General features: G+C 46.3%; 15 protein-coding genes and 1 pseudogene. 5 read left to right on the forward strand and 11 right to left on the reverse strand.

Annotated features, from left to right (window positions below; all coding sequences use genetic code 11):
- Positions 1 to 37 precede the first annotated feature (37 nt).
- The 4 genes from PYW33_RS02595 to PYW33_RS02610 form a co-directional block, all read right to left on the reverse strand.
- Positions 38 to 826, reverse strand: coding sequence for a hydroxypyruvate isomerase family protein (locus PYW33_RS02595; protein WP_004645145.1), 789 nt, complete (start codon positions 824 to 826; stop codon positions 38 to 40).
- 39 nt (positions 827 to 865) lie between these two features.
- Entirely contained in the window at positions 866 to 1,735 is an 870-nt protein-coding gene (locus tag PYW33_RS02600; RefSeq protein ID WP_004645146.1) for an NAD(P)-dependent oxidoreductase, read from the reverse strand.
- A 36-nt stretch (positions 1,736 to 1,771) separates the two neighbouring features.
- Positions 1,772 to 2,560, reverse strand: coding sequence for a crotonase/enoyl-CoA hydratase family protein (locus PYW33_RS02605; protein ID WP_004645147.1), 789 nt, complete (start codon positions 2,558 to 2,560; stop codon positions 1,772 to 1,774).
- Positions 2,561 to 2,666: 106 nt separating this feature from the next.
- Entirely contained in the window at positions 2,667 to 5,474 is a 2,808-nt protein-coding gene (locus PYW33_RS02610) for a GacS-like sensor histidine kinase (RefSeq protein WP_004645149.1), read from the reverse strand.
- Positions 5,475 to 5,836: 362 nt separating this feature from the next.
- Between PYW33_RS02610 and cysM the strand changes: the two genes are divergently transcribed.
- From cysM to PYW33_RS02635, 5 genes are all read left to right on the forward strand, one after another.
- Complete coding sequence (gene cysM / locus PYW33_RS02615) at positions 5,837 to 6,766, forward strand: cysteine synthase CysM (protein WP_004645150.1); 930 nt, start codon at positions 5,837 to 5,839, stop codon at positions 6,764 to 6,766.
- Between the two features lie 18 nt (positions 6,767 to 6,784).
- Positions 6,785 to 7,603, forward strand: coding sequence for a 3'-5' exonuclease (locus PYW33_RS02620; RefSeq protein ID WP_004645151.1), 819 nt, complete (start codon positions 6,785 to 6,787; stop codon positions 7,601 to 7,603).
- A gap of 6 nt (positions 7,604 to 7,609) precedes the next feature.
- The gene (gene rlmD, locus PYW33_RS02625) at positions 7,610 to 8,998 is read left to right on the forward strand and encodes a 23S rRNA (uracil(1939)-C(5))-methyltransferase RlmD (protein WP_004645152.1); all 1,389 of its coding nucleotides are present in this window, start codon (positions 7,610 to 7,612) and stop codon (positions 8,996 to 8,998) included.
- A gap of 32 nt (positions 8,999 to 9,030) precedes the next feature.
- Complete coding sequence (locus PYW33_RS02630; protein ID WP_004645153.1) at positions 9,031 to 11,340, forward strand: RelA/SpoT family protein; 2,310 nt, start codon at positions 9,031 to 9,033, stop codon at positions 11,338 to 11,340.
- A 100-nt stretch (positions 11,341 to 11,440) separates the two neighbouring features.
- On the forward strand, positions 11,441 to 12,091 hold the full coding sequence (locus PYW33_RS02635; protein WP_004645154.1) for a hypothetical protein: 651 nt from the start codon (positions 11,441 to 11,443) through the stop codon (positions 12,089 to 12,091).
- Between the two features lie 58 nt (positions 12,092 to 12,149).
- Here PYW33_RS02635 and secF read toward each other — a convergent pair whose 3' ends face one another.
- The 7 genes and pseudogenes from secF to PYW33_RS02670 all read right to left on the reverse strand — a co-directional run bounded on the left by secF (position 12,150) and on the right by PYW33_RS02670 (position 19,377).
- Positions 12,150 to 13,124 carry a protein translocase subunit SecF gene (secF, locus tag PYW33_RS02640; protein WP_171057021.1) on the reverse strand — a complete coding sequence of 325 codons (975 nt, stop codon included), beginning with the start codon at positions 13,122 to 13,124 and terminating at the stop codon, positions 12,150 to 12,152.
- 8 nt (positions 13,125 to 13,132) lie between these two features.
- Positions 13,133 to 15,031, reverse strand: coding sequence for a protein translocase subunit SecD (gene secD / locus PYW33_RS02645; RefSeq protein ID WP_004645157.1), 1,899 nt, complete (start codon positions 15,029 to 15,031; stop codon positions 13,133 to 13,135).
- Positions 15,032 to 15,082: 51 nt separating this feature from the next.
- Positions 15,083 to 15,412 carry a preprotein translocase subunit YajC gene (gene yajC / locus PYW33_RS02650; protein WP_004645158.1) on the reverse strand — a complete coding sequence of 110 codons (330 nt, stop codon included), beginning with the start codon at positions 15,410 to 15,412 and terminating at the stop codon, positions 15,083 to 15,085.
- Positions 15,413 to 15,512: 100 nt separating this feature from the next.
- Positions 15,513 to 16,643: a tRNA guanosine(34) transglycosylase Tgt gene (gene tgt / locus PYW33_RS02655; protein WP_004645159.1), complete on the reverse strand. Its 1,131-nt coding sequence runs from the start codon at positions 16,641 to 16,643 to the stop codon at positions 15,513 to 15,515.
- A 130-nt stretch (positions 16,644 to 16,773) separates the two neighbouring features.
- Positions 16,774 to 17,616: pseudogene (locus PYW33_RS02660) on the reverse strand (hypothetical protein).
- Positions 17,617 to 17,729: 113 nt separating this feature from the next.
- Positions 17,730 to 18,299 (reverse strand): LemA family protein, encoded by a 570-nt coding sequence (locus tag PYW33_RS02665; protein WP_004645163.1) that lies wholly within the window; start codon positions 18,297 to 18,299, stop codon positions 17,730 to 17,732.
- Between the two features lie 49 nt (positions 18,300 to 18,348).
- Complete coding sequence (locus PYW33_RS02670) at positions 18,349 to 19,377, reverse strand: hypothetical protein (RefSeq protein WP_004645164.1); 1,029 nt, start codon at positions 19,375 to 19,377, stop codon at positions 18,349 to 18,351.
- Positions 19,378 to 19,392: the final 15 nt, after the last annotated feature.

Raw genomic sequence — 19,392 nt, forward strand, 5'->3', positions numbered from 1 at the left:
GTTTTAGTCCTGAATTTCAAATGAAGCCGCAGTCCACTCAGTCATGCTCCGGAAAGAACTCAGCTTTCCAGTCAAAGGAATCGTTGGAATGTCCGCTAGGTTTATACTCGGCAGCGACATAACCTTGATATTGACTATGTTTTAACCACTGAAATATATCATGATATTGAATTGAACCCGTATTGGGTTGATGCCGTCCCGGACAATCTGCAAACTGGATATGACCAATCGAGGCAATATTTTCTTGCAAAGTTTCCAGGACATCTTCGCCCATCATTGCCATGTGGTAACAGTCGTACTGCATTTTTAAGGCCGGATGATGTACCGCTTCCAGCATTTCCTGGGCTTGGGCAATATTTTGAATCAAAAAACGTGGCATATCGGTGCCATTGATCATTTCGAAGACCGGTTCAATTTGATGCTCAAGCAGCATTGAACAGGCCATTTTCAGGTTACTCGCCAGCGTATTCAGGCAGGGTAAAAGATCACAATCCCTAGGCTGTTTTCCTGCCAGAATGTTCACCCGCGGTACATTCAACGCCGTGGCATACTGGATGGTCTGCTCAACAGCATGACGAAACTCGATTTCCTGTCCTGGAATGCCGGCCAGGCCATGACCGCCCTGCATTAAATCGCCCGCTGGCACATTAATCAGGCACAAGTTCAGCCGATGCATGCTGAGCTGGTTTTGAATCTGGCCAATGGTGAGCTCATAAGGAAACTGGATTTCCACATGATTAAAGCCCTGTGCACGAGCCAGCGCGAAGCGTTCTATAAGCGGCACTTCGGTAAAAATCATCGACAGGTTGACGGCAAGTTTAATCATGTAGGTCTCTTCAATATTCAGGGTTGCATCAATCAAGCGTTATGAGTGTTTCAGCTGTTGGATCACAGTGGCCAGATCTGCTTCGGCAAAGCCTTGGGCTTGATGGGCATGTAACTGCGTTAAAGCTTGAGTCGCGACCGGAACATCCAGATCAAAGCTTTGGGCCAGTTGCACGGCATTATTCAGATCCTTGGATAAGGTCTGTACTTTCCATTGCACCGGTTCAAAAGTCTGCGTGGCCATGCGTGGTGCCAGAATCTGAAAAGGCTTGGAGTCGGCAAAACCACCTGCCAGCGCAGGCGCCAGTAAACGTGTATCCACTCCAGCAAGTCCAGCCAAGGCGACCGCTTCTGCGATCAAGGTGCTATTGGCAGCCACAATCAGCTGATTACAGATTTTGGTCGCCTGACCGGTACCTGTGTCGCCCATACGGGTGACGCGCTGTGAAAGTACTGCATAGATCGGATTAAGATTTTCAATAGTCGCGGCATTACCACCGGCAAAAATCACCAGACTGCCTTGTTCAGCTCCGGCGGTACCGCCTGAAACTGGAGAGTCAATCCAGATTACTTTCTTGGCCTGTGCTTGCGCGGCAAGTGCTTGAGTTTGCTGTACCGAAAGACTGGAAAAATCCACAATCACTTGCTCCGTAAGCAAATACGGTTCGATCTGAGCAAAAACAGATTGCACTGCCTGATCATCTGCCAGACAGGTGAGTATCACCGGGTAATCTGCAATCTGGTCTAAAGATAGCGCAGTCGCACCTAAGTCTAACAGCGGATAACAGGCCGCAGGTGTACGGTTCCAGACCGCCACCTGAAAACCTGCCTGAAGCAGACGCATAGCCATGCGAGCGCCCATTAATCCCATCCCTAAGAAGGCAATTTTAGTATCAAGATTCAATTGCATACTTTCTCTTATTCCTTGCTTTGACTCAGACTCGACTTATTTGTATTGGCGTGGCACAAATTGAACCTCTGGGTTCTTGTCTTTTTTACGGGCCAATTGACTGTTTTTACCCAGCAGCAATTTCAATTGCCAGATTTTTTCCATACGCAGGGATTTATTCGGACGATGCTGCATGGCATCCAGTACAAATTTAGAAGCCATCAGGGCATCTGGAGAACGTTGCAGCATTTCTTCAGCCAAGGCTTGTGCTCTCGCCAATGGCTGTTCATCGACATGGGTGATCAGACCGATTTCTTTGGCATATTCGCCCTCAAAAATCCGGGCAGTCAAAGTCAGCTCTTTTGCCAGATCAATACCAATCAGGCCTTTCAGTGAGCGGCTGAGTCCCATGTCTGGTACCAGTCCCCAACGGGTTTCCATAATTGACATTTTGGTCTCAGGATGGGCAATGCGGATATCTGCGGCCAGAGCAAGCTGCATGCCGGCACCAAAACAGAAGCCTTCCATCGCTGCAATCACCGGGACTGGCAATTCCTGCCAGACCAGAAATGCTTTTTGAAATAAGCTTTGACCCGGACGGATCAGTTCCCATGCGGCATAAGCACGATTTTTAGGATTATTTAAATCTGCCAGATCAATACCGGCACTAAAGACCTGGGCTTCTCCCGTTAAAATCACACATCGGATGCTTTTATCTTTTTTGATTTTTTGTGCAGTCGCGACCAGTTCGCGCAGCAGGGCAAAGCTCATGGCATTGCGTTTATCCGGACGATTCAGTGTAACAGTGGCAATGCCGTTATTTTTTTCCAAGCGCACGAGTGACATGGCATTCTTCCTTATTTTTCCTGGCTTGAGCATAGCATGCAGCCTTTAGGCTTGCATGACAGCTCAGTCACACTTCTTAAGTCATGGACTGAGCCACTTCAGAGGTTTAATTCAAATGTTGCTTCAAAATTTGCTGGGCAGCCTGTTCAACCTGTTCAACCACGGCTTTGAGTTCATCAAAATATTTCAGCACGTCCTGAACAAAGTTTTCATCGGCCTTACGGCGTTCTTTGCGCAGGGTTGAAACGAACTGTTCAAAGCCACCGGTGACTTTCTGTAAAGTCGGTGCACCGACATAGCGGGTCGCGCCGTATAAACGATGCAGCACATGTTCCAGTTGTGGGAAATCTTCCAGTTCAATCAGTTGCTGCATTTCATCGAGTTCATCTGCAAAGCTGTCTACCAGCATGCGTAACAGGTCTACCGCCAGATCCTCCTTATTGGCTGCCAGTTGCAGGCTTTGCTGCCAGTCCAGAATATTTGGATCCAGAGCATCAATCACATTGGCACGTTCCAGTACCGGAATCCGTTTAAAATGCTCGGTGGTCCAGTGCGTCAAAATTTGGATAATCTGCTCGATCTGAATCGGCTTGGTGACATAATCATCCATGCCGTTTTGCAGCAGTTTATGTTTTTCATCAGAAAGCGCATGTGCCGTCAGTGCAATAATCGGCAGACGGCTATGATTTTCAAAAGTTGATTCCAGCGAGCGAATAGCACGGGTGGTATCGATCCCCGACATGACTGGCATCTGAATGTCCATAAAGACCAGATCAAATGCCGGCTGTTCCTGTTCATAACGGCGCTGAATAATATCGATCGCTTCCTGCCCGCTGAGGGCTTTGGTTGTGGTGACATTGAGTTCGCCCAGTAAGGCTTCCAGAACAATCAGGTTCGGCAAATGATCATCCACGGCCAGAATATGCAGGCCTTGACCATTAAATTCTTCATGCTGCTCCTGATCGAAGACCGGCTGATTGCCGAGTAATTGAATCAGCGCGCTGCGGCTGAGTGGCTGATGCAGGGCACGGGCACGATGGTCGTTGAGCATGCTTGGATCCAGCTGCATCTGATAACCATAGACAGCCAGATGACCCTGATAACGTGAACGGATTTCGCGTAACAAGACCTCACTGTCACCACTATGATCGACGATCAGCCAGGTATTTTCGCTATTCTGTAAATGATTCAGACGGCTAAACAGATCCAGAATTGATGCACATTCAATATGTTTAACCTGATAATTTTCCAGATAATGCCGCAGCACATTCGCAGTTGCCGGATGTGCAAGATAAGACACCACGGTCAATTCGCTAAAATCTGGATGCTCAATCACGGTATCTTCATCGACCAGGAACTGGGCAGTAAACCAGAAAGTAGAGCCTTTTTCGGTTGGAGCACGTTCCTGATTGTCTTCAAAACCAATCTGGCCATGCATCAGGCTGACCAGCTGTTTGGAAATTGCCAGACCAAGCCCGGTACCGCCAAACTGACGGGTCACCGAGGTATCACCCTGCGAGAAGGACTCAAACAGCTTTTTACGGTCGGTACCACTCAGGCCAATGCCGCTATCCTGTACACTAAAATGCAGCACACACTGATCCATTCCATCATGTTCCATGCGTGCCCGGACAATGATTTCTCCATCCGGAGTGAATTTGATCGCATTGGAAATCAGGTTGGTCAGAATCTGTTTAAATCGTAGCGCATCACCAATAATGTGTTTTGGCACACCATCTGCATAATAGAAGGCCATATCAATATGTTTTTGTGCTGCCAGAGGTGACAACATGTCCATCACATCAAAAATCGCTTCTTCCAGATCAAAAGGTGCCGTTTCCAGTTCCAGTTTGCCGGCATCAATTTTGGAAAAATCCAGAACATCATTGATCAGTGCCAGCAAATGCGCCGAAGACTTACGAATGGTCTGCAAATACAGGCTCTGCTCGTTGCTGAGATTGCCCTGACGTAACAACAGATGAATAAAACCATCAATACTGTTCAGCGGGGTGCGCAATTCATGGGAAATATTGGCCAGAAACACCGACTTGGCCTGGTTGGCCGAGATCGCCTGGTCGCGTGCCTGACGATAGGTAATATTCTGGACTTCTAAAGTGTCGAGGGTGCGGCGTAAATCGTCTTCGGTCTGTTCGGTATGTTCACGCAGTTCCAGAAAGCTGAAATGCAAACGTTTCACCACATTGGCGATATCACGTTGCAATAAACGCAGCTCGCCGGTGCTGTTAATCACCATATGCTGGCCGAGGGTATCGGCATTCAGGCGTTGCAATTGCATGCGAATCTCATACATTGGGGCGATCCAGCGCCGTGAGTAGAAATTCAAGCAAAGTAATAACAATAATAAGGTCAGTAATCCGGTCGCAATCAGTACGATCAGTACCCGGTAACGGGCAATTGCTAGCGGCTGGTTATCCAGTTCGATCGCCAGCCAGCCGGTAGAAAAAGTGTTTTCATTCACTTTAATGGCATAGATATGATTATCTTGATGCAGAATCGGACCAACAAAATTGCCGCTTTTCTCAAATTCTGGCCAAGGCGCCTGTTCCTGAAAACCAATGCCCAAACGGTTCTTGCCATTTTCATCCAGAACTGCTGCCCGAACCAGATGCTTTTCATTCAGCATGTTCTGCATGGCGTTGTGAGCCTGGTCATATTGCCATGGATACAGATTCAAGATATCCAGTGCATATTCTGAGGTGCCTTGAAAACGGGTGAGAATCGCAATGGCCATCTGCTTCTGCTGGGCACGTGCGGCATTCGAGGTCTCAGTCAACACCAGCATGGCACCGACACAGGCCAAAATGGTAATCGGCACAAAAATCAGCGCAATCAGCTGTCCATAGGCATGATTTAAGTGTAGGCGTTTAAACAGCTTTTTGTTGATCGTTGACATGATTTAAGCAGTATTTTCTTTATGCCTGGCATATTAGCATGCTTTAAATCGACAGTTAAAATTTAAGCATAATTTTTATAAAGCTTCGGATTAGCAGTTAAAAATACAAGAGATTTCAGTTAATTTTGCTCAGGTACAGCAAGACTAAGACGCACGAAATTTCAATCTGTAAAAGTGCCAGACTGAAATAGTATTTTCATCTTCATTAGCGAGCTGCTTCACCTGGCTAAATTATCGGGAAATGTAGTTTATGGCTTGATAGTGTGTGAGTTTTAGTGAGTTTTCTGAAAAAGCCTTGCTAAATGGGTGCAGGGAAAAGCATTTTTTCATACAATAGCCGCACCTCGATATAGGTGCAAATAATGAGTAATACCACCCCTGATTTTCAAGCAGATGAATTTTTGTTAGACCATTATGTAGGCAAAACGCCACTGGTGCGTTTGCAGCGTCTGGCAAGTCACACTCAAGCTACAGTACTCGCGAAACTCGAAGGCAATAATCCGGCAGGTTCGGTGAAAGACCGCCCGGCCTATAATATGATCATGCAAGCGGAAAAACGCGGTCAGATCAAACCGGGTGACACCCTGATTGAGGCAACGAGCGGAAATACAGGGATTGCATTGGCGATGGTCGCAGCAATGCGTGGCTATAAAATGAAGCTGATCATGCCGAACAATATGAGTCAGGAACGTAAGGATGCGATGCGTGCTTATGGTGCCGAGCTGATTGAAGTAACCAAAGAGCAGGGCATGGAAGGTGCACGTGATCTTGCTGCTCAAATGCAAAATGATGGCGTGGGTCTGGTGCTGAATCAGTTCGGAAATCCGGACAATGTTGAAGCGCATTACCTGACTACGGGTCCAGAAATCTGGCAGCAAACCGGTGGCAAGATTACCCATTTTGTCAGCTCAATGGGCACCACCGGCACCATCATGGGTGTGTCAAAATACCTGAAAGAAATGAATCCTGATATTCAGATCGTGGGTTTACAGCCATCTGACGGTTCAAGCATTGCCGGAATTCGTCGCTGGCCAGAAGAATATTTGCCAACCATTTTCGACCGCAGTCGCGTGGATCGCATTATTGATATTCCACAAATTGAAGCTGAAAAAACCATGCGCAAGCTGGCACAGAAAGAAGGCATCAGTGCCGGCACCTCTTCTGGTGGGGCAGTGTGGGCGTCGATTAAACTGGCAGAAGAAAATCCGGATGCAGTGATTGTGTGTATTATCTGTGACCGTGGTGACCGTTACTTGTCTACAGGGTTATTCTCTGTACAAGATCCTGAATAATTATTTGAGCACTGTTTTATGCGCCTGCCTGTTTTAACTTTCGATATTGAAACCCAAACCGATCTCAAATCAGGCGCGCATCTGTTTGGTCTGGACCTGCCCGAAGCAGATCTGGATCAGGCCCTGACCAAATTACGCCGTCAGGATTCAGGCTCTGATTTTCAGCGTTTACCGCTGCATGAAATTGTCTGTATTTCCGGTTTATGGATGGATGAACAGGGTATGAAGCTGTTTTCCTTTAGTCGAGAACAGCATTCTGAAGCAGAAATTTTGAAAAAATTCTTGTCCATTTTTGACAAGCGACATCCGACTCTAGTGAGTTGGAATGGCTCACAGTTTGATTTACCAGTAATTTTATACCGCGCCATGTATCATGGACTCTCTGCACCGAGTCTGTTCGATCAGGGCGAAATTGATACGCAAAAGCGTTATAATAACTACCAGAATCGTTACCATCATCGTCATGTCGACTTGATGGATGTGATGGCCATGTTTCATGCCCGTCATTTCCAGAAGCTGGATGATGTTGCACATTTGCTGGGCTATCCAGGCAAGCGCGGTGACGGAGCCTATCGGGTTCCGGAATATGTCCGCAATCAGCAATGGACCGAACTGACGTCTTATTGTGAAGGTGATGTCCTGAATACCTGGCTGGTGTATATCCGCTGGTTGCTGTTAAAAGGCCAGCTGTTACTGCCGGATTATCAGCATCTGCTGCAAAGCACGACTCAATATTTGCAGACTCAACCGCAGCATGCGGACTTTTTATCAGTTTGGCGTGAGACTTCGCAACGAACTGAATTTACCCAATTTGATTTTCCCATCTCCATACCCTAGGTTTTCATGAAACATCGAGCACAAGCACGTCCTATCCAGCAACCCGAGTACATTTTTCAGGTTGAGTCACTATCGCATGAGGGACGTGGTATCGCTCATTATGGTTCACATCCGGATCATCCGCAGCATAAACATGGCAAGAAAGTCTTTATCCGTTATGCCTTGCCGGGTGAAACCGTGCGTGCCCGCATTACCCGTGAAGTTAAAAAACTCGAAGAAGCCGACAGTCTTGAATTGTTGAGCGACGCTTCCGAGATTCGCGTGAAGCCGGTGTGTCCGCATTTTGGGATCTGTGGTGGCTGTAATATGCAGCATATCGCTGCGGATGCGCAGATTGAACTGAAACAGAATGTGCTGAAATCGCATCTACAGCATTTTGCTGGAATCCAGCCTGATCAATGGCTACCGCCTTTACGTTCACAACGTGAAGATTATCGCCGTAAAGCCCGGATTGGGGTGCGTTATCTACCTTCCAAGGATCAGCTGGTGGTGGGTTTTCGTGAGAATCAGTCCAACAAACTGACACCGATTGATCGCTGTATGATCTTGGATCGCGAGTTTGGCTCGGTTACACGTCTTAAACAATTGCTGCAAGGTCTGAATGGTAAGGCCGACATCGGTCATATAGAATTGGCCATGGGGGATCAGGACATTGCGCTGCTGGTGCGTGAAACTGCAAAATTATCTGCCGATGATGTCAACCAATTGCGCGAATTTACGTTACAGAAAGGCTGGCAACTGTATCTGCAGCCTGCCGGCAAAGAAACGCTTTCGCGAATAGATGATACAGAAGCATCTGCACGCTTACACTATGGTCTTGATGACTTTGATGTGAAATTCGGCTTTAATCCTCTGGACTTTACCCAGGTAAATTCAAGCATCAATCCGCAAATGGTACGATTGGCATGTGATTTGCTTCAGCTACAACAGGGTGAACGGGTTCTGGATCTGTTTTGTGGATTAGGAAACTTTTCTTTGCCGCTGGCGCGCTGTGTTGGTGCGTCGGGTCAGGTGATTGCGGTCGAGGGAAGTGATGAAATGGTTCGACGTGGTGCGGAAAATGCCAAAAACAATGGTATTGCACAAATAGCGTTCTATTCACAAGATTTAACCAAAGATTTCTCGCACCACACTTGGGCAAATCAAGGTTTTGATGCATTATTAATCGACCCGCCACGTGCCGGGGCAGAAGAAGTAATGCATTATATCCCTCAGTTTGGAGCTAAAAGAATCGTTTATGTGTCATGTAATCCTGCGACACTCGCCAGAGATGCAGGACTCTTGGTACAACAGGGCTATCGTCTCACCCAAGCGGGCGTGATGGATATGTTTACACATACTGGACATGTTGAATCAATCGCATTGTTCGAAAAAGAAAATCAAATAAACGATTAAAGAAATGATGTTTTTAAAAGTAGGAGACGGGTATGGTCACAGTACGTGAGCAACTCCCTGGACGACTCAATGAGTTGTCACAGGAGACGACTGTAGAACATGCCGAACAAGCACACCAGGATCTGACTGAATGGTTGGATCGGGTTCGTGGCATATTAGATGGCGCACCTTTAACGCAGCTCGAAGAAGTCGCCCACTTAACATTAGAAAGAGAGCTGCAAAGTACGGTTCAGCACCGCTCCAATACCTTTTATACCGGTATTGAGATGGCGGATATTCTGGCGCATCTGCATGTCGATGAAGATACTTTGTCCGCAGCCATGCTGTACCGTGCTGTTCGTGAAGGCGTCATGCCACTCGGCGAAGTACTGGAACAGTTCGGCGAACAGGTGCATAGCCTGGTCAAAGGTACGCTTGCCATGGGTAAGCTGTCTGAGCTGATCGAAAAAAATAAACGCCTGGAAGATCATTTCAATAATAACCAGCGTGAACATCTGTCTGGCATTTACAAAATGCTGATCTCGGTCACTGAAGATGTACGTGTCGTTCTGGTCAAACTGGCTGAACGTACTTATGCCTTGCGTGAACTGGCCAATTCCTCGCGTGAGCGTCAGGAACGGGTGGCTCGAGAAATTCTGACCATTTACTCACCACTGGCACACCGTTTGGGTATTGCCCAGTTGAAGTGGGAGCTGGAAGATTTGGCTTTCCGTTATCTTGCGCCGGAACGTTATAAAGAAATTGCTTCCTTACTGAATGAAAAGCGTCTGGAGCGTGAACAGTATATTCAGTTTGTGATTGATAAATTACGCAATGAATTGGCCGAGCATGGTATCGAAGCTGAAATTAATGGCCGGGTGAAACACATTTATTCGATTTATCGAAAAATGAAAAGCAAGAACCTGAGCTTTGACCAGCTCTATGATATTCGTGCTTTACGGGTACTGGTGAAAAGTGTGCCGGAGTGTTATCACACTTTAGGTATTGTGCATCAGATCTGGCGCCATATTCCGCATCAGTTTGATGACTATATTACCAACCCGAAAGCCAATGGCTATCGTTCTTTACATACAGCAGTGATTGCCGAGAACAAGTCACTAGAAGTACAAATTCGTACCCATGCAATGCATGACGAAGCTGAACTTGGGGTGTGTTCACACTTTAATTATAAAGAAGGCGCGAAAACTACAGATCGCTCCTTTAACCATCGTCTGCATTCTTTACGTGCGGTACTTGAGCATTATCAAGAGCGCAATGAAAGCAGTGCACATAAAGAATCTGAAGATGAAATAGAGAATTTTGAGCATATTCAAGATTTCGAAGGTTTTGAAAAGATCTATGTGTTTAGCCGTGATGGTGATATCAAAGAGCTGCCGCGTGATTCGACGGTGCTGGACTTTGCTTATCATGTGCATACCGAAGTAGGGAACAAGTGCTATGCCGCACGGGTAAATCAGCGCTATGTACCGCTGACCTATACTTTGAAAACTGGTGAACAGGTCGAAATTCTGACCAAAAAAGACCGGGAACCGAACCGGGACTGGCTGGTTAATTCGCTGGGTTATATCAAAACTGCCCGTGCGCGGGACAAGCTGCGCCACTGGTTCCGCCAGCAAGATCGCAGCAAGAATCTGGAAGTTGGCCGTGAAGTACTGAACAAGGAACTATCACGTCTGGCAATTCACCCGAAATCGATTGATCTGAGTGATTATTGCAACCACTTCAATGTCAAAACCGGTGATGACATTCTGGTCAATCTGGTCAATGGCGATATCAGCCTGCATGCCCTGATTAATCAGGTGAATCGTCATATGCATCTGGATCAGGACGAACCTGAACTGGTGCTAAAACCTGCCTTGAATCCGCGTGCTAGTCATACACTTTCAGCTCACGGGATTCTGATCGACGGTCTGGATAACGTGGAACTGCATGTCGCGCAATGTTGCCAACCGGTGCATGGTGAGTCGATCGCTGGCTATATTACCCTGAATCGTGGGGTGAGCATTCATAAGGTGGCCTGTCCAGATTATATTCGCATGATCACCCAAGAGCCTGAACGTGCTGTAGAAGCTGATTGGGAAATGCAGCCAACACGTGGTCAGAGCGTACAGATTGTGGTGGAAGCTTACGATCGACGTGGGTTGCTCAAAGATCTGACCCAGGTAATTTTCTCTGATCAGATCAATATCCGTCAGGTGAATACCATTTCGGAAGCGGACGGTATTGCCAATATGAAGCTGCTGATTGAAGTCAAAGGTCTGGCACAACTTTCCAAGCTATTGGCCCGTCTTGAGCAGCAGCCGGGAATTATCAGCGCGCGCCGTCTGGTACAGGGCACTTAATTCCCCTTATGTAAGTTTAAAAAGCCTGTAATTCAATTGCGGGCTTTTTTATTGTAATGTATTTGAATCACATGCATAAAAAATAGACCAGCAAACCAAGATGAGCGCGACCGAAATATTTGAACGTAGACGAAATAATCTGGCCAAGGTGATTGATCTGCTGATCGAGACGCAGCAATTTAAAACCGGCAAAGAGATCTGTGAGTATTTCGGCTTGTCTGCGTCATATATTGCGCAATTGCTGAATAGCAAACGCCAGATCGGGGAAAAGGCAGCAAGGGAACTGGAACAACAACTGGGTCTGGATACTCTTATTTTAGATCAGTCGGCTGAACCAAAAGTTGAATTAGCTCCAATTCCAGAGCAAGGCGTATTATTTCAGATGCAGGTGGTGCAACAGCAGGCATTTGCACTTATTCCTATAGATTCAGCGCTCTCATTCAATCAGGATATTTTTCATTTGCAAGCACAGCATTATGCGATTCAGGTAGCAGGGCCGTATTATTTTCCCAGCTTAAAACCGGGCTGGTGGTTGATTTGTGACAAACAGGCCGAGTTATCCACTACAGGCATACTCTGTGTGTATCTGCTCAATGGCCTGCAGCTCATTTTGCAGTTGGTGAGCGAAGCTCGGGATCATTATGAATTTCAAAGTCTGGATGAAAACAGAAAGGTGGTTTTCCAAAAAAACGATATTGAGAAAATCCATCCAGTCATTGCGATTCTTCCCACTGCGAGCATATTCAAATAGCAGAAATAATTCAGCCCATCAAAAGATGGGCTGAACGATGAAAATGAAATAGAACAGATTATGGAATCTGGTTCTCGTCTTCAAATTCTGGCTTCACCTGAACAATAAAGTCCTGACGGTTCAGACCACGCCATAGGGCAAAGGCTGTACCGATATAGATCGACGAATATGTTCCGACAAAGACACCAACAAACATCGCGATCGAGAACCATTTCAGGCCATCACCACCCATCAGCATCATGGCAAGCACCACGAGCAATAAGGTCATGGAGGTATGAATGGTACGACGCAACGTTTCAGTCAGGGCAATGTTGATAATCTCGACCGGTTCGGCACCACGAATCTTACGGAAGTTCTCACGGATACGGTCAGAAACCACGATATTATCGTTGAGTGAGAAACCGATGATTGCAAGGAGTGCCGCAAGTACAGTGAGGTCAAATGGCCACTGCATCATCGCAAAAATCCCGAGGGTGACGATGATGTCATGGAATAGCGACAACACGGCGCCCATGGCTAGCTTGAACTCAAAGCGGATAGTGACATAGACCAGCATCAACAGGAGTGCTAATGCCACAGCACCGCCAGAACGGACATAGAGCTCGTTACCGACCTGTCCACCGACGACATCGACCTTGGGTACTTCTGCCGCATTATTTGGCAGTTGAACCGCTGCTGTAACAGCCTTGGTCAAGTCTTCAGCTTCGATATCTTCCTGAACCGGCATACGCACCATCAGGTCACGTTCAGACCCTAAGGTTTGTACCACAGCATCATTAAAACCTGCCTGATTCAATGCCTTGGAGACATCTTCAGGTTTGACCGGATTGGTATAGTTTAATTCGGCTGCCACACCACCGGTAAAGTCCAAACCGAGGTTCAGGCCTTTGGTGGCAATAAAGAAGATACTCGCAACAGTTAAGAGGATTGAAAACAATGCCGCAGGCATCGCAATCTTCATAAACGGAATAATGCGTTCGTCTTCCGGGCGACCGTACTGTTTTTGATTCAGTTGAGTATTTTCAGTCATCAGTGATCTCCTTAAATGCTCAACTTTTTCAAGTTACGTTTTTTGCCATAAATGAGCTGTACCACGGCACGTGTTACTGTAATGGCAGTAAACATCGAGCAGACAATACCAATCATCAGGGTTACGGCAAAGCCTTTGATCGGACCTGTACCAATCGCGAACAGAATGAACGCCACTAGGAAGGTGGTCAAGTTCGAGTCGAAAATGGTGTTATAGGCACGATCATAACCGGCCACAATCGCCTGTTTTGGCGACGCCCCCCATTTCATTTCTTCCCGTATTCGTTCACAGATCAGTACGTTGGCATCGACCGCCATACCGATGGTAATGACGATACCGGCAATACCAGGAAGGGTCAGGGAAGCACCAATCCAGGACATGACTGTCAGAATCATCGCCAGGTTAAAGACCAGCGCAAAGTTAGCAATCACACCAAACACACGGAAGAATACCACCATCCAGATTGCGACTAAGAGGAAACCGATCTGAGTTGAAAGTACACCTTTGTCGATGTTTTCTTGACCCAGACTTGGACCAATCACACGTTCCTCTACAAAGTACATTGGCGCAGCCAACGCACCTGCACGCAGCATCAAGGCAAGTTCAGCAGCTTCTTGCGGCGAGTCCAGACCGGTAATACGGAACTGAGAACCCAGTACTGCCTGAATGGTTGCAGCGTTAATCACCACAGATTCAGTATACGGGGTACGAACTTCAGTTTGAGTGCCGGTCGCAGGATCTTCCACATAATTAATGCGCTGTTTGTTCTCGATGAACAAGACGGCCATACGTTTGCCGACCGCATTACGGGTGGCATCCGACATCAGTTTGCCGCCTGCGCTGTCCAGGGTAATATTTACTTCTGCACCGCCTGTATCCTGGCTAAAGCCACTTGAGGCATTCTGAACACGTTCACCGGTTAAGATACGGTTACGGTTCAGGAGGAGCTGACGACCACTGTCCAGTGATTCATAAGCGAATACTTCTGTGCCTGGTGGCAATGCACCCGTTGCCTGACCGGTATATGGATCAATATATTGATCATTCAGGTCAGACACTAAACGGAACTCGAGGTTCGCGGTACGGCCCAAGACACGTTTCGCTTCAGCGGTATCCTGTACACCCGGAAGCTCAACCACAATACGGTTGCTGCCCTGAGTTTGAACCATTGCTTCCGCCACACCTAACTCGTTAATACGGTTACGTAAAGTGGTCAAGTTCTGGTTGACTGCATAAGATTCAATTTCTTGCTTACGCACATCAGTATAGTTCAAACGTAAAGTCGAACCGGTTTCGGTCGCAACAGCCTGCTGGGTAAACTCATTGCCATTACGGCGCAAGAAGTCCATCGTTGCAGAACGGTCATCATTGTTGGCAAACTGCATCACAATGGTGTTGTTGCTTAAATTCAGGCTATTAAATTTCAGGTTGTTATCACGCAACTGACGACGTAGATCCGTCGCAGAGGTTTCCATACGCTGGGAAATGGCCTTGTCCATATCCACTTCAAGCAAGAAGTGCACACCACCACGTAAATCCAGGCCGAGCTTCATTGGTTTGGCACCAATTTTTTGCAGCCATTCTGGGGTGGTCGGGGCAAGGTTCAGTGCAACCACGTAATCATCACCTAAACCACGACGTAAAGCCTCTTTGGCTTTAAGCTGCGATTCACTTGAATCTACACGTAATAAGGCTGCATTGTTGCCAAAGCTATTGTCATGGGTGGCAATATTTTCAGTTTTTAAAATTTGCTCTGCTTTTTGTACGATGCTTGCATCAATTTGAGTACCGGCTTTGGCACCCGAAATCTGTACAGCAGGTTCATCTGGATACAAACTTGGCAGGGCATATAAGGTACTGATCACCAGGACAACCAGGATCAGTACATATTTCCATGCTGGGTAACGCATTCGTTTTCTTCTTAAAATGAAAAAGTCGTGCGAGGGCACGACTATTTTTGATTAAAGGTTATTTAAAGTGCCTTCAGGGAGGACTGAGATCACACTTGCACGTTGAACTTTGACTTCTACACCACGGCTCAATTCAACCACTGCGAAGTCACCTTCAATCTTGGTGATTTTGCCCATTAATCCGCCTGCAAATACCACTTCACTGCCAACGCCAAGGCTGTCGACCAAAGCACGGTGTTCTTTGGCACGTTTAGATTGAGGACGCCAGATCAAGAAATAGAAGATTGCAATAAAAACAGCAATCATCAAAAGGTTCGCCATCATGCTTGGTTGTTGTGCAGCTTCACCTGCAGCGTGAGCAGTCGAAATAAAAAGGCTCATTACATTTTCCTAAAATAAAAAACTGGTGATCAACTCGATAATAAATTGACATATTCTTGCAATTTACATTGTCTTTTTCCTCAGCGCAAATGCTGATGGATTAATCTTGCGGACAAGGTGGAACTTCCAGGCCACGGCGGGTATAAAAGTCATGAACAAATTCGTCAAATGTACCGTTGTCTAATGCATCACGCATCGCTTCAGTCAAACGCAGGTAATAGCGCAGATTATGAATCGTACCGAGCATAGAGCCGAGCATTTCCCCACATTTTTCCAGGTGGAATAAATACGCACGGGTGAAATTCTGGCAGGTATAGCAGTCGCAATGCGGATCGAGCGGGCTTTGGTCATGACGGTATTTACTGTTACGAATGCGCACCAAGCCGTCTGTCACAAAATAGTGACCGTTACGTGCATTTCGGGTTGGCATCACGCAGTCAAACATATCGACACCACGACGCACCGCTTCCACAATATCTTCAGGCTTGCCGACACCCATCAAATAACGCGGTTTGTCTGCAGGCATTTTTTCTGGAAGATAATCCAGTACCTTGATCATTTCCTCTTTTGGTTCGCCCACGGACAGACCACCAATCGCATAACCATCAAAGTCGATTTCTAGCAGGCCTTTTAAAGATTCATCGCGTAAATCTTCATACATGCCGCCTTGAATAATACCGAACAGCGCATTACGGTTTTTCAGCACGTCATGATGCTGGGTTTTACAGCGTTTGGCCCAGCGTAAAGAAAGTTGCAAAGATTTTTGCGCTTCTTCATGCGTCGCAGGGTACGGGGTACATTCATCAAAAATCATCACAATGTCAGAGTTCAGCGTGTGCTGAATATCCATTGAAATTTCAGGAGATAAAAATACTTTTGAACCATCAATCGGCGAGCGGAAGGTCACACCTTCTTCTTTAATTTTACGCATTGCGCCCAGACTGAAGACCTGGAAGCCGCCTGAATCGGTCAAAATGGGACTATTCCATTTCATAAATCCGTGCAGGCCGCCATGTTCACGAATTACATCCAGTCCTGGACGTAGATACAAATGGAAAGTATTGCCCAGAATGACTTGAGATTTGATCTCTTTAATGTCGCGTGGCAACAGGCCCTTGACCGTACCATACGTACCCACAGGCATGAACATCGGGGTTTCCACCACACCATGTTCAAGCGTTAAACGACCACGACGGGCACGGCCCGACTGACCTAATTTTTCAAACTTCATAGGAGTTCCACATCAAGGCGAAAAAACAGTTCGCTGATTGTTATAGCTAAAGGGCGCTATTTTCCTTGATTCTTACACTAAACGCCAGCATTGTAGAGCATTCGCTCTGTAATTTTATTTATCGCTGAAGCTAGAGAACATCCGGAGATATTGGCGGATGGGCAGAAAACTGCTGCAAGCGCTGCTGGATATCTTCCCGGCTAAGGGCGCAGCTGCCATCCGGCTCAGAGGCCATTGCAGCGATATGCTGGATCAGTTTCTGGATATAAATATTGCTATCGACAAAGTAGGATTCTAAGGTCAGTAAATAGGCATCTTGTGCCACTTGCAGATAATCATAAGGTTCCATTACCAGCATCTGCTCCAGATCAATCAGAATATCCTTGTCGTTTTGCGAGAGTTTCAAGCGTTTCTGCATGGCAGGTAAATGAGTAGTTTGTCTGGATACCAGAAATTTCTGTAAATGAATATGCTCAGGATTCAGGGTCTGCGCAGATTGGCATTCAAATTCGACTTGGGTTGGCAGGCTCATGAAAAACAGGATGCCATCCAGATCCAGACCATAGGCCTCAGAAAGACGATGTTTGGCCTGTTTAAAACTATCCAGCAATAAATCCAGATGCGTCGCGTGCAGCTGTTTTTGCTGTGTCAATACCGGATGGCCAAAGCTGTGCTAGGTTTTAAAATAATCGGCCAGCAAGGTTTGAAAGGGGATGAGTCCTGAGTCGGGTGAAGTGTGGGCCCGATAACGCCATTTCTGGACATTCCAGCGATCCTGTTCCGCCAGATATTGCTGAGGATCTTCTGGATCTTTAAAAATACTACGTTCAGTCGAGATCGCCAGATTATCCAGCAGTAAAAATTCGTCAAAGACCAGACTACAGGCATAGATTTCATCATCCTGATAATGGTTGTATAACCGATAAAATTCCTCGACCAGCATCTGTTGCAAGTGCTCTAAATAATCCAGTATAATTTTTATTCTTTATTTTATAAGTTTTAGACAGATACAGCCGCATCCTTGGCTATTTTTATAATAAGTTAATGCGCCAAGGATGCAAAATTTTATCAGATCTTGCTGTTCACTCAGTGAAAGTTCGGACGGTAATCAAAATTCTGTGTCACGCTTTGATCACGGAATGGACGTACCACTTTTTTTCTGAGTAACATATTATTAATGATGTTGTGCGGAAAAATCTGGATCTGGTTGTTAAACAGCTCGACATTGCGATTATAAATGGTAATCGCCGCACCGACATTTTCATTCTGTTCTTCAATTTCAGCCATCATTTTCAGATAGATGTCATTGGCTTTCAGTTCCGGATAATTTTCAATCACGACATTCAGGCTATGCATTAACTGTTTGTTCAGACTTTCAATGCGTTGTAATTGTCCAATATCGGCATCCTTGATATTCAGGTTCATGATGTTCTGACGCAGTTCGGTGACTTTTTCTAGCGTGCCTTTTTCAAAACTCGAGTATTGCTCGACCAGCGGTTGCAGCCCATCCAGAATTTTCAGTTTTTGCCGTTCATAACTGGCTACATCCGACCAGGCGCGAATCGTGGCGTTGTGATGACGGACAATACTGTTGCGGATCATGATAATCGTGACAATCAGCGCCACAATGATCAAACATAAAATCAAAAATCCCATCCGAGATCTCCCCAAGCTATATCTATATTTTAAAAATGATGCGAAAAATTTATTTTAAAAACTGCAGCAGATCATGTTGTAAGTTTTCGAGCTGTTTTAATTTAAACGTTCTCAGGTGGCCGCGCAATGTGGAAATATCGCTAATATTCTGCTGCTTGCTCGATACCTGAAATAAATCATGGGGCCCTAGATAGCACAGCATCTTATTTTCTGGGTGAAACAGTAAATCACCCTGACGCTGTTCAAAAAAGTCGGCCAGTCGCAGCACAAAACCCGGACTGAGTAATTTGGCAGTTTGCAGCGGATCACTGCCATAAAAGCTTAATCTCTGGTTGGTGCGAATATCGCTGCTGTGCCAGGGATGGCTATAAGGATAATAAAATTTCTTTCTGGAAGTCGTAACGGCCAGTCCCTGAATCTGGATATCAAACACAAATACGCCCCACAGGTCTTTATGGACCTGCATCAGTTTGACTGGCTGACCTTCCTTATTTCGGGCCTGTACTTCATCAATATAGTGGTATTGGAACAGTAGCACCTGATGTTGCTGGCCATTTTCATCTTCCCAGACCGTGCTGGCATAACGCTGAATCTCATTACTCAACGAACCTTGATTGAATACTGGAAATAATTGTTTTAAATGCCGGATAAAGTGCAGGGGATTGAGTGGCATGGAAATATGCAGTGGCTGTTTTTGAAAGGCAAGCTGATATTTTTTGGCCAGTGCCTGTTCTTCCAGAAAAGCAATGACTTCCTCTAAGGGCTGCTGCTGTTCATAGCAAATATAGGCCCAGAAGATACAGAGACAGCCGAGAAAAACACTGCCCTGAATCCAGATATTTCCCGGCGCAATAAAAATGCTGCCAATCAGAAAAAGCCCAATTCCGGCAAGCGCAAGCGGCAGGTTATTTTCAAACTTGAGCGTAATCGGGCCATTCCAGGGATGCAGCCCGTCGAGCAGTTCTTGATGAGTTTTGGCCTGTTGACCCAGATCCCAGAGCCGAGCGATATTCTGAAATACCACTGCATTTTTCTTGCGACGAATATGAATGGATTGTTGTACAGACTCGATCGGCATGGGCAATGGTTCTCG

The sequence above is a fragment of the Acinetobacter lwoffii genome (assembly GCF_029024105.1).
GTDB classification, from domain to species: Bacteria; Pseudomonadota; Gammaproteobacteria; order Pseudomonadales; family Moraxellaceae; genus Acinetobacter; species Acinetobacter lwoffii.

What these genes read in the sequence shown, in the direction of transcription:
- PYW33_RS02605 (WP_004645147.1), bottom strand. Translation starts at nt 2,560, where the DNA reads ATGTCACTCGTGCGCTTGGAAAAAAATAACGGCATTGCCACTGTTACA.
- PYW33_RS02595 (WP_004645145.1), bottom strand. Translation starts at nt 826, where the DNA reads ATGATTAAACTTGCCGTCAACCTGTCGATGATTTTTACCGAAGTGCCG.
- yajC (WP_004645158.1), bottom strand. Translation starts at nt 15,412, where the DNA reads ATGAGCCTTTTTATTTCGACTGCTCACGCTGCAGGTGAAGCTGCACAA.
- PYW33_RS02630 (WP_004645153.1), top strand. Translation starts at nt 9,031, where the DNA reads ATGGTCACAGTACGTGAGCAACTCCCTGGACGACTCAATGAGTTGTCA.
- PYW33_RS02620 (WP_004645151.1), top strand. Translation starts at nt 6,785, where the DNA reads ATGCGCCTGCCTGTTTTAACTTTCGATATTGAAACCCAAACCGATCTC.
- PYW33_RS02610 (WP_004645149.1), bottom strand. Translation starts at nt 5,474, where the DNA reads ATGTCAACGATCAACAAAAAGCTGTTTAAACGCCTACACTTAAATCAT.
- PYW33_RS02635 (WP_004645154.1), top strand. Translation starts at nt 11,441, where the DNA reads ATGAGCGCGACCGAAATATTTGAACGTAGACGAAATAATCTGGCCAAG.
- PYW33_RS02600 (WP_004645146.1), bottom strand. Translation starts at nt 1,735, where the DNA reads ATGCAATTGAATCTTGATACTAAAATTGCCTTCTTAGGGATGGGATTA.
- PYW33_RS02665 (WP_004645163.1), bottom strand. Translation starts at nt 18,299, where the DNA reads ATGGGATTTTTGATTTTATGTTTGATCATTGTGGCGCTGATTGTCACG.
- rlmD (WP_004645152.1), top strand. Translation starts at nt 7,610, where the DNA reads ATGAAACATCGAGCACAAGCACGTCCTATCCAGCAACCCGAGTACATT.
- PYW33_RS02670 (WP_004645164.1), bottom strand. Translation starts at nt 19,377, where the DNA reads ATGCCGATCGAGTCTGTACAACAATCCATTCATATTCGTCGCAAGAAA.
- secD (WP_004645157.1), bottom strand. Translation starts at nt 15,031, where the DNA reads ATGCGTTACCCAGCATGGAAATATGTACTGATCCTGGTTGTCCTGGTG.
- tgt (WP_004645159.1), bottom strand. Translation starts at nt 16,643, where the DNA reads ATGAAGTTTGAAAAATTAGGTCAGTCGGGCCGTGCCCGTCGTGGTCGT.
- cysM (WP_004645150.1), top strand. Translation starts at nt 5,837, where the DNA reads ATGAGTAATACCACCCCTGATTTTCAAGCAGATGAATTTTTGTTAGAC.